At 57.4% G+C, this 14875-nt stretch carries 6 protein-coding genes and 1 pseudogene; 6 read left to right on the forward strand and 1 reads right to left on the reverse strand.

All coding sequences use genetic code 11. The features are described from left to right. Positions 1-3 precede the first annotated feature (3 nt). From nuoK to K5E40_RS08925, 5 genes and pseudogenes are all read left to right on the forward strand, one after another. Positions 4-312 carry an NADH-quinone oxidoreductase subunit NuoK gene (gene nuoK / locus K5E40_RS08905; RefSeq protein ID WP_221730394.1) on the forward strand — a complete coding sequence of 103 codons (309 nt, stop codon included), beginning with the start codon at positions 4-6 and terminating at the stop codon, positions 310-312. After that, positions 309-2162, forward strand: a complete 1854-nt coding sequence (nuoL, locus tag K5E40_RS08910; protein ID WP_221730395.1) for an NADH-quinone oxidoreductase subunit L — start codon at positions 309-311, stop codon at positions 2160-2162. The genes nuoK and nuoL overlap by 4 nt, the downstream gene beginning before the upstream one ends. 39 nt (positions 2163-2201) lie before the next feature. Next, positions 2202-3734, forward strand: coding sequence for an NADH-quinone oxidoreductase subunit M (nuoM, locus tag K5E40_RS08915; protein WP_064117787.1), 1533 nt, complete (start codon positions 2202-2204; stop codon positions 3732-3734). 7 nt (positions 3735-3741) lie between these two features. After that, a complete protein-coding gene (gene nuoN, locus K5E40_RS08920) occupies positions 3742-5205 on the forward strand; it encodes an NADH-quinone oxidoreductase subunit NuoN (protein ID WP_221730396.1) in 1464 nt (487 codons plus the stop codon). A 94-nt stretch (positions 5206-5299) separates the two neighbouring features. Beyond that, positions 5300-5512: pseudogene (locus K5E40_RS08925) on the forward strand (helix-turn-helix domain-containing protein); the annotation flags it as partial. Between the two features lie 83 nt (positions 5513-5595). On the opposite strand, the gene K5E40_RS08930 reads toward K5E40_RS08925, so the two are convergent. After that, positions 5596-10827 (reverse strand): hypothetical protein, encoded by a 5232-nt coding sequence (locus K5E40_RS08930; RefSeq protein WP_221730397.1) that lies wholly within the window; start codon positions 10825-10827, stop codon positions 5596-5598. A gap of 442 nt (positions 10828-11269) precedes the next feature. Between K5E40_RS08930 and K5E40_RS08935 the strand changes: the two genes are divergently transcribed. Continuing rightward, positions 11270-14866 carry a Tc toxin subunit A gene (locus tag K5E40_RS08935; RefSeq protein WP_260455567.1) on the forward strand — a complete coding sequence of 1199 codons (3597 nt, stop codon included), beginning with the start codon at positions 11270-11272 and terminating at the stop codon, positions 14864-14866. Positions 14867-14875: the final 9 nt, after the last annotated feature.

Genomic DNA, 14875 nt, shown 5'->3' on the forward strand with positions numbered 1-14875 from the left:
GACATGCCTGCTATCCCTCTCGAACATGGATTAGCCGTCGCCGGCATCCTGTTCTGCCTTGGTCTGGTCGGCCTGATGGTCCGCCGCAACATTTTGTTCGTGTTGATGAGTCTGGAAGTGATGATGAACGCCTCTGCACTGGCGTTCGTCGTTGCGGGCGCCCGTTGGGGCCAGCCGGATGGACAGATCATGTTCATCCTGGTGATCAGCCTTGCAGCCGCCGAGGCCAGTATTGGTCTGGCGATCCTGCTGCAACTGTATCGCCGCTTCCACACGCTCGATATCGACGCTGCCAGTGAGATGCGCGGATGAACTTAATCTTTCTGACTTTCGTATTCCCTCTGATCGGGTTCCTGCTGCTGTCGTTCTCTCGTGGACGCTGGTCGGAAAACCTCTCGGCGCTGATCGGCGTGGGTTCCATTGGCTTGTCGGCGATTGTCACCGCCTACGTCATCTGGCAATTCAACGTCGCACCTCCCGAAGGCGGTCACTACACCCTGGTGCTTTGGCAGTGGATGGCGGTGGAAGGCTTCAAGCCTGACTTCGCGCTTTACATCGACGGCCTGTCGATCACCATGCTCGGCGTGGTGGTTGGCGTAGGTTTCCTGATCCACCTGTTCGCCTCCTGGTACATGCGCGGTGAAGCGGGTTACTCGCGCTTCTTCTCGTACACCAACCTGTTTATCGCCAGCATGCTGTTCCTGGTACTGGGCGATAACCTGTTGTTCCTGTACTTCGGCTGGGAAGGCGTGGGCCTGTGCTCGTACCTGTTGATCGGTTTCTACTACAGCAACCGCAACAACGGTAACGCCGCACTCAAAGCCTTCATCGTGACCCGGATCGGCGACGTGTTCATGGCCATCGGCCTGTTCATCCTGTTCCAGCAAGTGGGCACGTTGAACATCCAGGAACTGCTGGTGCTGGCACCGCAGAAATTCCAGGTCGGCGATTTCTGGATCACGTTGGCGACCCTGATGCTGCTGGGTGGCGCGGTCGGTAAATCGGCACAACTGCCGCTGCAAACCTGGCTCGCGGACGCGATGGCTGGCCCGACGCCGGTTTCGGCACTGATCCACGCCGCAACCATGGTAACGGCAGGTGTCTATCTGATCGCCCGTACCCACGGTCTGTTCACCCTGGCGCCGGACATCCTGCACCTGGTAGGCATTGTGGGCGGTGTGACGCTGGTGCTGGCAGGTTTCGCCGCACTGGTACAAACCGACATCAAACGTATCCTCGCCTACTCGACCATGAGCCAGATCGGCTACATGTTCCTGGCGCTGGGCGTTGGTGCATGGGATGGCGCGATTTTCCACCTGATGACCCACGCCTTCTTCAAGGCCCTGCTGTTCCTTGCTTCCGGTGCGGTGATCGTTGCCTGCCACCACGAGCAGAACATCTTCAAGATGGGCGGCCTGTGGAAGAAACTGCCACTGGCCTACGCCAGCTTCATCGTCGGCGGCGCGGCGTTGTCCGCCCTGCCACTGGTCACCGCAGGCTTCTACTCCAAGGACGAAATCCTTTGGGAAGCGTTCGCCAGCGGCAACCACGGTCTGCTGTATGCCGGTCTGGTCGGTGCGTTCATGACGTCGCTGTACACCTTCCGCCTGATCTTCATCGCGTTCCACGGTGAAGCCAAGACCGAAGCCCACGCCGGTCACGGCATCGCTCACTGGCTGCCACTGTCGGTGCTGATCGTGCTGTCGACTTTCGTCGGCGCCATGATCGTGCCACCGCTGCACGGCGTACTGCCGCAAAGCGTTGGCCATGCCGGTGGCGAAGCCAAGCACAGTCTGGAAATCGCGTCGGGCGCCATCGCCCTGGCCGGTATCCTGCTGGCGGCCCTGCTGTTCCTCGGCAAGCGTCGTTTCGTGACGGCAATCGCCAACAGCGGCATCGGCCGTTTCCTTTCGGCCTGGTGGTTCGCTGCCTGGGGCTTCGACTGGATCTACGACAAACTGTTCGTCAAGCCTTACCTTGCGATCAGCCACGTACTGCGCAAAGACCCGCTCGACCAGACCATCGGTCTGATCCCGCGTATGGCCAAGGGTGGTCACACTGCCCTGAGCCGCACCGAGACCGGTCAACTGCGTTGGTACGCTGCTTCGATGGCTGCTGGTGCCGTGCTGGTTATTGGCGCCATCGTGCTGGTAGCGGTCTGATATGAACCTTGCGAATTTGCGAAAGGAAACGAGCCCGTCATGATTCTGCCTTGGCTAATCCTGATCCCCTTCATCGGCGGCCTGCTGTGCTGGATGGGTGAGCGCTTCGGCGCTACCCTGCCCCGCTGGATTGCGCTGTTGACCATGACCCTGGAACTCGCCCTCGGCCTCTGGCTGTGGGCCCACGGTGACTATTCATTTGCTCCGGCGCCTGGCGCCGATCCGACCTGGGCGCTTGAGTTCAAGCATGTCTGGATCCAGCGCTTCGGCATCAACGTGCACCTGGCCCTCGACGGCCTGTCGCTGTTGATGATCCTGCTGACCGGTCTGCTGGGTATCCTCTCGGTACTCTGCTCGTGGAAAGAGATTCAACGTCACGTTGGCTTCTTCCACCTGAACCTGATGTGGATCCTGGGCGGCGTTGTCGGCGTGTTCCTCGCCCTCGACCTGTTCATGTTCTTCTTCTTCTGGGAAATGATGCTGGTGCCGATGTACTTCCTCATCGCGCTCTGGGGTCACAGTTCTTCGGACGGCAAGAAAACCCGGATCTACGCAGCGACCAAGTTCTTCATCTTCACTCAGGCGTCTGGCCTGATCATGCTGGTGGCGATCCTCGGTCTGGTGTTGGTCAACTTCAACAACACTGGCGTGATTACTTTCAACTACGCCGACCTGTTGAAAACCAAGATGTCGATGACCACCGAGTACATTCTGATGCTCGGTTTCTTCATCGCCTTCGCGGTCAAGCTGCCTGTCGTACCGTTCCACTCCTGGTTGCCTGACGCTCACGCCCAGGCGCCGACCGCAGGTTCCGTCGACCTCGCCGGTATCCTGCTGAAAACCGCTGCTTACGGTCTGTTGCGTTTCGCCCTGCCGCTGTTCCCGAACGCCTCGGCCGAGTTCGCGCCGATCGCCATGACCCTCGGTCTGATCGGGATCTTCTACGGTGCGTTCCTGGCGTTCGCACAAACCGACATCAAGCGTCTGATCGCCTTCTCGTCCGTTTCCCACATGGGCTTCGTACTGATCGGCATCTACTCCGGTAGCCAACTGGCGCTGCAAGGTGCCGTGATCCAGATGCTCGCACACGGTGTGTCGGCGGCGGCACTGTTTATCCTCAGTGGTCAGTTGTACGAGCGTCTGCACACTCGTGACATGCGTGAGATGGGCGGTCTGTGGTCGCGTATCGCTTACCTGCCGGCGATCAGCCTGTTCTTCGCAGCCGCCTCCTTGGGTCTGCCGGGCACCGGTAACTTCGTCGGCGAGTTCCTGATCCTGATCGGCACCTTCGCCAGCGCTCCATGGATCACTGCGATTGCCACGTCCGGTCTGGTGTTCGGTTCGGTCTACTCGCTGATCATGATCCACCGTGCCTACTTCGGTCCGTCGAAATCGGATTCGATCCTGCACGGCATGGACGCTCGCGAACTGATCATGGTGCTGGGCCTTGCGGTGCTGCTGATTTACCTCGGCGTCTACCCGCAACCGTTCCTCGACACTTCTGCCGCCACGATGCATGGCGTTCAGCAGTGGCTCGGCACCGCCTTCACTCAACTCGCTTCGGCCCGGTAAGAGCGCTATGGAATTCACGATTCAACACTTTATTGCGCTTGCGCCACTGTTGATCACCAGCCTCACCATTATCGTGGTGATGCTGGCAATCGCCTGGCGCCGCAACCACTCGCAGACCTTCCTGATCTCGGTGGCCGGTCTGAACCTGGCCTTGCTGTCGATCCTGCCAGCCCTGAAAGTCGCGCCTCTGGCCGTGACGCCATTGCTGCAGATCGACACCTTTGCCTGCCTGTACATGGCGCTGATTCTGGTCGCCACCCTCGCCTGCGTCACCCTCGCCCACGCCTACCTGGGCGATGGCGGTTCGGGTTACCCGGGCAACCGTGAAGAACTGTACCTGCTGATCCTGATGGCCGCCGCCGGTGGTCTGGTTCTGGTCAGCGCGCAGCACCTGGCCGGCTTGTTCATCGGTCTGGAACTGCTGTCGGTGCCGGTCTACGGTCTGGTGGCTTACGCCTTCTTCAACAAGCGTTCGCTGGAAGCCGGTATCAAGTACATGGTGCTGTCGGCCGCCGGTTCCGCGTTCCTGCTGTTCGGTATGGCCCTGCTGTACGCAGACTCGGGTTCGCTGAGCTTCGTCGGTATCGGTCAGGCGCTGGCCTCTACCGGCCTGCCAAGCTCGCTGGCGCAACTGGGCCTGGGCATGATGCTGATCGGTCTGGCGTTCAAGCTGTCGCTGGTACCGTTCCACCTGTGGACGCCGGACGTCTACGAAGGTGCTCCGGCACCAGTGGCTGCGTTCCTTGCGACCGCTTCGAAAGTGGCCGTGTTTGCGGTGATGGTGCGTCTGTTCCAGATCTCCCCTGCCGCGAGCAGTGGCGTACTGAGCGACGTGTTGACCGTCATCGCCATCGCCTCGATCCTGTTCGGTAACCTGCTGGCACTGACCCAGAGCAACCTCAAGCGTCTGCTCGGTTACTCGTCCATCGCGCACTTCGGCTACCTGCTGATTGCACTGGTGGCGAGCAAGGGTCTGGCGGTGGAAGCCATCGGCGTCTACCTGGTCACCTACGTGATCACCAGCCTCGGCGCGTTCGGCGTGATCACTCTGATGTCCTCGCCGTACAACGGCCGCGACGCCGATGCACTGTACGAGTACCGCGGCCTGTTCTGGCGCCGTCCGTACCTGACCGCCGTACTGACCGTGATGATGCTGTCCCTGGCCGGCATCCCGCTGACCGCTGGCTTCATCGGCAAGTTCTACATCATCGCCACCGGTGTCGAATCGCACCAATGGTGGTTGGTCGGGTCCTTGGTACTGGGCAGCGCCATCGGCGTGTTCTACTACCTGCGCGTGATGGTCACCCTGTACCTGATCGAGCCAAACCTGCGCCGCCACGATGCGCAATTGCACTGGGAACAGAAGGCAGGCGGCGTCATGCTGCTGGCCATCGCTCTGGTCGCATTCTTCCTGGGTGTGTACCCGCAGCCATTGCTGACACTGGTTCAGCAGGCGGGTCTGGCGGGCTGATAGCTCCGTCGCCTTTAGCTACAAACAAAAACGGCACCTTCGGGTGCCGTTTTTTATGTGTGATTTTTTCAATAGCAAACAGTATGTGTCGAGCAAACGGCTGCCAATCACCGCTGAAGAAGTGGTCGCCATCCGTCAAAAGCTCAATCTCTCCCGGTCGGTGTTTGCGATGTATCTGCACACCAACGCCCGAACGCTCGAAAACCGGGAACAAGACCGCGCCATACCTAATGCGCAAGCAACTACGCTGATTCGTCTGGTTCAGCGTTTTGCGCAGATGATCGAACAACTGGCGCCTCTGAGCTGATGTTCACAGTTCGCCTGAAGAAGTGAAAACGCCTTTCCTCTGGCGAGGAAAGGCGTTGACTACATTCTGCGAACCAATGTTTGTCAGCCACTACTTCCGTCATAGCGGTTGCGAATGATCAAACTTGCAGATTCGCCGTCGTAGTAATTGATATATATCCAACCATTGTAAGCGGTGAGGTTTTCTACCGTTGGCTTGCCAGTCACCGCGACAGTCACCGGCACCCTCTCCGCAGGTTGTCCCGTAAAGGTCGAAGTCGCGCGAATGCCATACCTCCAATACGAGGCTGATCCTCCCATTTCCTGAGGACCGAACCTTTCAGATATCCTGGCCTTGTTATGCCCCAGAGACATAGGCAAGTCCAAGGAACTGAAATCCCGCTCCAAGACTTTCAACCGCACCGAAAAACTGCCAAGTGCAGTGCTTTTGACGCAGTTCAACGACCAGTTCACACCGGAATCACTCAATGTCTGCGGGTCGGTCGGACTCACGGTAACGCCAAGTTCGGCCGCTTGCGCACTCAACTCCAGCACCACGTCGTGACCAAGCAAGAAACTGCGGTCCTGGGGTCGCACGGTCACTGTATGTGTCGCTCCAAGGCAGGGGAACGCCGGGCCGCCGCCAAACAGCTGCGGGAATGCATCGAAATCAACCTTCACCGCCTCGGCCAAATCCCCCGCTTCCACATACGCAGGTATTTGCCAGTCAGGCAGTACCGGGGTGGTCAGGTTCAAGCCGAAGATGCCGCCATTCCCGTTGTCGGTAAAAATATACCAATGCGCTGATTGCCCTTCCTTTATCTCCTGAGGCATTTCCAGGTCCGGGGAAAAGGTCAGGCCACGCTCCGCAGCGCCCCACAGGTCTTGCAAGGTGACACTGGAGCCGATCAAAACACTGTCTTTGTTGACCTTGAGTTCCAGCTTATAGGCTACGTCTCTTCCCCTTAACAACACGAGATCGCCCTTGGTCAGGTCAACCTGCTGACCGTCCAGATACAGCTCGGCCTCCTGCGCCCATTCGTCCTGCTGAACAGCGTTCACCTCGTAAGTTTCGGTCATGACCACACCCTCGTTGGCCTGGGTGATATCCGCCAGGATCTCACGCTTGCCGATCGTGTCCGGGGTATAGGCATATTGCGTCCAGCCCTTGAGGTCGGTCGTGGTTTCCGTCAAGGGTTCCAACTCGCCTTTGAGGCGCCACTGCACTTTCACGCCTTCGATTGCCTGCCCGTTGTCTGCAGAGATCACCTGTACACGCAACACTACGCTCTGCCCTGTGCCAACGACCGGCGTGCCAAGTACCGGAATGGCGTCACCGATTCCGTACAGTGACTCGACCACGTGGAAACGGTGAGGTTGAGTCCACTCGGAACAGTCTCCGTCGGCTATCTGCTGCGCCTGAATGTCGTAAGTATCAACTTCCCACTCCTCCTCGGCGTTCCAGCGCCAAGTGATAGAGCCGTCGATAGAGGCAAACGGGAGCTCGGGTTCTGCGACATGGCGCAGCACGATCTGCCCACCGGTTTCACCGCTGCCCTGGATCCTGGGACGGCGCAATGCATTGCCATTCGCTCCTGGCACTCGAATAACCGGAGTTGCTGGGGGTGCGTGTACGGTGAACACGTGAGGTGCACTCCAATCGGAATCCGGGCCATTGCTTGCCTGTTTCGCTTGAAGTTCGTTGGTGCCAGGCACCAAAGGATTCACCACCATGAACTCCAGAATGCCATCGGCGTTTGCTGTGTCCTCGCACAACGTATCACCACCGACAAGCCGGACGGTGAGCAGTGCACCGGGCAGGCCGACGACCTGAATGGTGGGGTATCTCGAGGTTCCGCTGCCCGCCTGCGGTTGTTGGAACCTGGGGGGATCGGGCCTGTCCGCCGCGTCCACGGTAAAGGTACAGGTGTCACTGGCATCGGAGTCCACGCTGTTTACGGTCTGCACGACCTTGACCGTATTTTCGCCAGGCACCCATTCCGCTGACGGGGTGAAGGTACGTTCCGCCCCACTGCCGGTGAAGTCGCCAGCCACCGGTTCATCGTTGTCGATGAGCATTTTCAGGGTGACCGCTCCGGATGCCACCTCGGTAATGTTCAGCGGCTGTTTCAGTGCGACCGGGGCGGGCGGTGCCGCGATAGCCGGTTTTGGAGGCTTGATGTAGAACTCAAGCCTATCGGTGGCTTCGGACGTTTCCCCGTTTACGCTCTGTTGCGCTTTGATCAGTTGTTGCCCGGGCTGCCAGGGGAATTCGAAAAACCATAGGGTTGCGTCGTAGGTCACGGTGCCCGGTACAGGTTCGCCACTGTCGAATTGCACGAAGACTGTCGCCCCAGCCACGCAAGTTCCTTCCACCCTGACATTGGCCAAATGACCGGTTTTCGGTAGAGGGTGGGTGATCGCTGGCCTGGGTGGTTTCGCGGTCACCGAAACGGTGACCGGGTCGCTTGGGTCAGAGAACACATCATCCACGGCCTGTACCGCCTCGACCTGGGTGGTTCCTGTCCAATCCATGGCGGGTGTAAAGATGCGCGATACGTCACTGCCATCGAAATAACCCGGCACCGTTTCGCCGTCCTCGGTCAGCATTTGCAGGGTAACGTCACCGGCCACTACGCTGGTAATGGTCAGTTGCTGTTTCGAAGTGACCGGGTTCAATGGCTGTCGGATGACCGGTTTGTAGGGGCGCATCACAACGCAAACCACATCGCTTGACTCGGAATTCACGCCACTGACGGTCTGCATGACCTTGACCGAAGTCCTGCCCGGTGCCCACCCGAACCTTGGCGTGAAGGTGGCGATATAACCGTTTGATCTGAATTCGCCATCCACCCTGGTGCCTGCTTCCGTGAACATTCGCAGGGTGACAATACCGCTTGAAACATCCTTGATGGTCAGCACCTGATGCGATGACGCCGGGATGGGTGGTTGTTCGATTTCCGGTTTTTTGGGGGGCGCGTACACAATAACCAATACGCTTGGCGACGACGCTGCACCGTCGATGGTCTGCACGACCTTGATTTTTTGCGTGCCGGCCCAGTCCGCAGTCGGTGTGAACGTACGCGATGCGTCGACTCCCGTAAAATCACCTTCAACCGCCGCGCCGTCCTCGGTAAACATTTGCAAGGCAACGGCACCGGGGACGACGCCGGTAATGTTCAGACGCTGTCTCGGCACGGCCGGTTTCGGTGGCTGGTCGATTTCCGGCTGGGAGGGTTGCACCAAAAAGGTAACCACATTGCTTGGATCGGATGACACGCCGTCCACGGACTGCACGGCCATGACCGCATTGTTGCCCGCAGGCCAAGGCGGCGACGGTGTGAACTTGCAAGGGGTTCCAGTGCTGAATTCGCCAGTCACCGTTGCGCCTGCTTCGGTCAACATGTGCAATGTGCCGGGGGCGAATGAAGCGTCCTCAAGGATAAGTGCGTATCTCGAGCTCACGTAGCTCGGTGGCTGAGCAATCGACAGTTTGGAGGGTTGCACCGCAACGGTAACCAGATTGCTTGTATTGGCGACGTTGCCCACGGTCTGCACAACCTTGACCGTGGTCTTTCCCACCTTCCACGCCGCCGTCGGGTTGAAGTAGCGAACGGGGACGCTGTCCGTGAAGGAGCCTGCAACCGGTCCGCCTGCCTGCGTGTACATTTGCAAGTCGTTTTGACCGGATGAGGAGAAACTGATGGCCAGCACCTCTTTTACTGCTGCCGGGTCAGGTGGCGGAGCAATAAACAGTTTCACCACAATGGGCACCAGCTCGCTTGGATTGGAGGGGATACCGTCTACGGTCTGTACGATCTTGACTTGGGTGGACACAGACCAGTCTTGCGCCGGAGTGAAGGAACGGGTCGTGCCGCTGCCCGTAAATTCGCCTGCCACTTTTGCGTCAACTTCGTTGAACATTTCCAGCAAAGTAGCATCGAGTGAAACGGATTTGATGCTCAGCGTCTGCCTGGCTGTGACCGGAACGGGAGGCCGCTCGATGATCGGACTGGAAGGACGAACATTGACGGGTACCAGTCTGCTTGAATCAGATGCCACATCGCCCACGGTCTGCACGGCCTTGATCTTCGTGGAGCCCACCGCCCACGCTCCCGACGGTGTGAAAGTGTGAGTGGAGCTATTGAAGCTGCCAGCAACGGGTTCGTCTTTTTCCGTGAATATTTGCAGAGTGGCCTTCTCCGGCCAGACACCATTGATCTTCAGCACCTGTTTTACTGAGCTGTAGTGGGGTGGAGATTCGATCTGCAGCGTAGGCGGTTTTACGCTGACGACCTTGATATCTGACCAGGCAGAGCTCTGTCCGCTGACCGGTCCTACCTGTTTTGCAGTGATCAAATGCTTACCAGGGGGCCACGCTTCACCGCTACTAACCGACCAATTGCCATCCTGCCAAACAGTCGTGGTTAACTGAACACCCTTGTTCTTGTCCTCAAGCCAGATCTCAAGCGTGGCGTTCTTGAGGCCACCCTCGCCGCTAACGCTGACTTTACGGTGTGGGTAAACAATGACGCCGACAATTTGCGGCGCAAACAGGGCGGCAAAATTGGTATAGACCGCCCAGCGAGAGGGTACATCCTCATAGACCTGCAACGCCGTCATCGAAAAGCTCTCGGTCATCGGCAGAGGCTTTGTCAGGGTAGCCGTCCAGTTGCCATCTTCATCCACCGGCGCAGTTCCGATCACCAACTCACGTTGATCATACTCATACAGTTTGACCAAGGCGTCTGGATAACCTCTTCCACTTATTTGCGGTAGCGGAGTATGTACAACCTTAGGATTTGTGATCGCGGGGGGCGGAAAGTCAACTTCAAATCTCATGGTTACCGAGAGGGATTTCGACTTGTCAGAACTTAACTCATGATCATACGTAAACTTGAATTCCACTTCTGCCGAATGCTTATTACCTGCTATAGAACCGCCACCACTGATTTCATGCCAATAACCATCCTGAATCGCGTTATCGTTTGTTAATTCCCTTTCAGACCAACTCCCTGCCGAGCTAAAACTCAAGTAGACATTACCCTTGCGCCTGCCGTTATCGGTTGCCGCATAACGCTTTGCCTGACAAGAAAACAAAGAGCCTGAAGGATTCCAAAAACACTCCACTAAAAGCTTTGCCTCCCATGGCAGGAATAAATCCGGGTACTTCACATGCAACACCAATGTTGAAAATGACTTAACATTATTTCCTTCAGCGCCCTCCCCCTGAATGCTACCCGCTGAATATTCAATAAATTCTCCGCCGCCGATAGCGTACGAATTTTCCGGCACTTCCACAGCGCTGCCTTCTTTTTTAGTATCGTCAGTTTCCATGAGGGGTCTCCCTGACTATTGGAAATTCAAATTAGAAAAAGGCACAGCAGCAAATAATGTAAAAAACACAACACAAAAGTTTGCCTACCTACCGGGAGCGAACTGAAAGACACAATAGTTTATTGCGCAGGCCACTCACAACTGTCACTTCTGACAGGCCTTCATAACTAACAGAAATCAACCCTTCAAAAAAACTTCGTTTTTATTATAAAAAAGTCGTCAGAAAAAAAGCCAACACAAGAAAAAGCGTTTCAAAAGCCGCAAAAACCAAACCTACAAACAAGCAAATAGTTCTAAACAATTATTAGATGTTCCAATTAGTTCTATATAACCCCCCTCAACCTGTCAGGTCTGACAGGTTACGCCCCCCGCGTTTATCGTTAGTTTGCTCCTACCGGGCATTGCATCAATGCCGCTCTTGGCTGGTAGGAGAATCACACTCATGGCTGACAACAATTCGTTGCTGCAGAGGCTGGTCAAACCCGACGTCTCGACACAGAAGGGCCGCACCGACTTCGCAACGGCCATGCAGAAAATGGGTTTCACCTCAGTCTTCGATATCGTACGTCAGCCCAAAGCCGCGTTCGTCCGCCAGTTCGCCGAATTCACCGATGCCAACGCGGAACTCGCCTACGACAATGCCATGGGCTATGCAGCGCTGATTTCGCGTTTGTACCGGGAGTACCAGACTTCCTCCGGTAAATTCCAGCAACTTACCCACCGTAGCGGCGTTCGCGCTCTTGTTCCGCTGGGGCCAACTTTTCAATATCTGTTCAAGGAAAGCTGGGACGACTTCTGCAAGGTCGGGGCGCTTGCTGCCATTGATATGGTGATTGCCTACCTGATCAATTTAAGGGTGTTTCTCCTGCAACTGGAAGCGACTAACGAAGACCCCAAGCGCCTACTGATGGACAGGCGCCGTCCCGACCTGAAGGAGCTCTTGATCACCCACGAAAGCACTTTTACCCCAAGGCCAATGCTGGAACTGGTCACCCAGTTATTGGAAGATCGTTTGGGTGCTTTTCTGGAAACCAATCCGACTGATAAAGGCAAGTCCGCCCATGAGGCAGTGGCTGACCGGCGCTATCCCTTCGAACTGCCCTACAACTTCTATCACCATCAATGTCAATTGGGGCTGGCCGATAAAAAGCCTCGTCTGGGGGAATTGAACTATCGGGCCAGCCTGTTACTGCCGATCAAACAGCAATCAAGCAACGACTATGGCGAAGTGCAGAAACCGGTACTGCAAGCGCAACGTTTGTTATGCGGATTGAGCACGGAGCAACAGAACGTGCTGATCGAGCCCTCAGTGTTCAGTCATTTTTATCTGACCCGAGATGACCTGATCAAAGGCTGGGGAAGCCCAGGCACCACCCATCTGCGCCCGCATATCCCTCACAAGAGCTGCTATTTGTTGCTGACGGATCAGGAGGATGTCGCGGCCGTCAATCCGCAGGCACTAACGCCCACAGAAGTTGCAGGCAGCAAGACCGTCCTATCGCTGACCTTTCGCAAAGGCACCCAGACACAGGCTGCCAACGTCGATCTGAGTTCCAACGTTCCAGTTCTTTCAACGGGCTGGTTGATCAATCGCCTGCACGCTGCGTCAACGAACACCGTCATTTCCTACCTGAAGGGCGCCGCGTCCCTCCCCACGCCCACCGCACAGGGATACACCGCCAGTTTCGATCTGGTCACTGCCACCGCCGCCGGCGCCGAGCCCGTCAAGCTGGCCCGACAGCGCTTCACCCTCACGCTCGATGAGCACTACACCCTGACACCTGCGCAAATGGATTTTTTCAGAAAGTCTTACGGTGTCGAGGTTTCGCAAAGTTCGCCGCCGTGGCAATTGACGCGCCTGACAGACTTCATGGCGCACACCGGCCTGAATGCCGAACAGGTTGAAATGCTCCTGTGCCGACAGACCCGCGCGGTGCGTTTGTCGCCCAACTGCCCCAGCCAGAACCCGCAACACGGGGGTGTGACGCTCCCGCAGGCTGCCGCAAAAGTGCTGCCCTTCCCCCACCCGAACCAGTATGGCGCCTGCTACGTCAACGGCACCGGCGCCGGTGCTGACCTGTATGACAGCGAGCGGGAACCTGACGCCGAATCGATCATCCGTGATCAGTTCGACAATGCGATGGGGCTGGAACAAATCACTGTGGGCGATAGCAAGCAATGGCGCCTGAGCAAAACCTCGCTCAACCGTCTCGACCGCCTGCAACGCATGATTCGCTTGCAACGCTGGTTGCAGATCCCCTTCGCCAAGCTGGACACGCTGATCATGTCTGCGATCCGTGCCGAGGGCGAAGACAACCTGGCGATGGAACTTAACGAAAACACTCTGCGTGCATTGGGCGTCTATCGCTACCTCAATCGGCGCCACGGCATCGAGCCGGAGGAGTTCGCCGCACTGATGCACGACCTCTCGCCTTATGCCAGCGGCAAGGATGAAGTGCCGTTGTTCGATCAGGTGTTCAATCGCGTGCAACTGTTCGACACCCCTCTGGTCCTCGACCAACAGCCCATCAACCTGGAGGTCGTCGACACCGCCACGCAGAAAACCGTATTGCAATTGTGTGCCGGCCTCGGTGTGCAACCGACTGAGGATTCGTTTCTGTTGATTGCCTTACAAACCCAGAAGTACCTGACCACACTCAAGCGCGATTTGCCCACCGTCTCCTCGTTCTACCGCCAGGCCCGGATTGCCCGTCTCTTTGGATGCTCGGTCGCCGAGTTGCTGACGCTGGCAGGACTGCTCGGAGGTTCTGCTTATAAAACCGTGTTGGCGAGCGGCCACTTGAACGCGCAGAAGACCAGGGAACAAGCGGACATTCTCGATGTGCTGATGCAGTTGGACTGGGCCGTAGACTGGCTCAAGGACAGCCAACAGACCGTCACACAATTGCAACAACGCCTGGGCCCACATGCCTCGGTGCGGGTCGAAGAACTGGACGGTGATCAGCAAGCCCAAGTGGACGAGCCGCCGCCCCTGCCCGACGATCTGCTTGAGCGCCTGAGCAAGTTGCAGGACGACACGCGCCGCAGCATGGTGACCAAAGCGCAAGTGGCCGCATTGGGCCTTCCACTGCGTAAGGATGGAAAAAGCCGACCGCAAGACATCCAATGGTTCGGACTACTGGTCAGCCATAAACTCATCACGACAGACGGCCTGTTAATGGGCCTTGATCGTGCACTGACGCTGGTGGACGAACCGATCACCTGGCTACAGACAGGTGTCGCGCAAGTACTTAAAGACCTCGACCTTGAACAAGCTGTCAAAGACATGTGCGCCGAAAAACTCATCGAACTGCTGCTCGGTGCACATGACCGCCAGGTTCAGTTGCTCGAAGGATTGTTCCAGGAAACTGCCAAGCTGGCGCCGGACCGCTGCCGGGCGGTCATTCACTGGGCGCAGTCGTCGGTCTACAGCATTCTGGTGCAAGCGTTCAAGGAAACGCTGACCCCCGCATTGATCGAGCATTACCAGCGCGTCTCACGCCACGCCGAAATTGTTGTGCAACTGAGATTGAGCAACGGCGCCTTGCGCTTGTTCGTGGTCAATCCAACATGGCTGGGGGGCTCGGCATACGCGGGCAGCAACAGCGAGCCGTGGCTGTGCGACCTCTATCTGCTCGAACGCTTCAGTCAATGGTTCCACAGCCAGAGCCAATCGGAGGACAGCGTGCTGAGCTACTTCAGCGGCGCCAATCCAGCCAAGGCGCAATTGAAAAACAAAGCGCTGCGCACGCTCGCGAGCGAAACGGCCAACGCAGCACTGGCTCGTTTGCTGGAGTGGTCCGAAACGGAAGTGACCACGCTGACCAGCACCCTCCCCGATGAGCGCGCCAGCTCAATGGCCCAGGTCGACTGGATACGTCGTTGCCAGGCCACTTGTCAGGCCAGCGGGCTGTCTGCCAAAGCACTGCTGCAAGCCACAGGGTTGACTGAAACAAGCCTGCTGAACGACTGGAAAATCGTTGGAGACGCGGTGATGGCCGCCAACTCTGCCTCTGACTCAACACTGGCCAATGGTTAAGGAACGATC

Origin of the sequence: Pseudomonas baetica, assembly GCF_019733355.1 — a bacterium.
GTDB lineage: Bacteria > Pseudomonadota > Gammaproteobacteria > Pseudomonadales > Pseudomonadaceae > Aquipseudomonas > Aquipseudomonas baetica_A.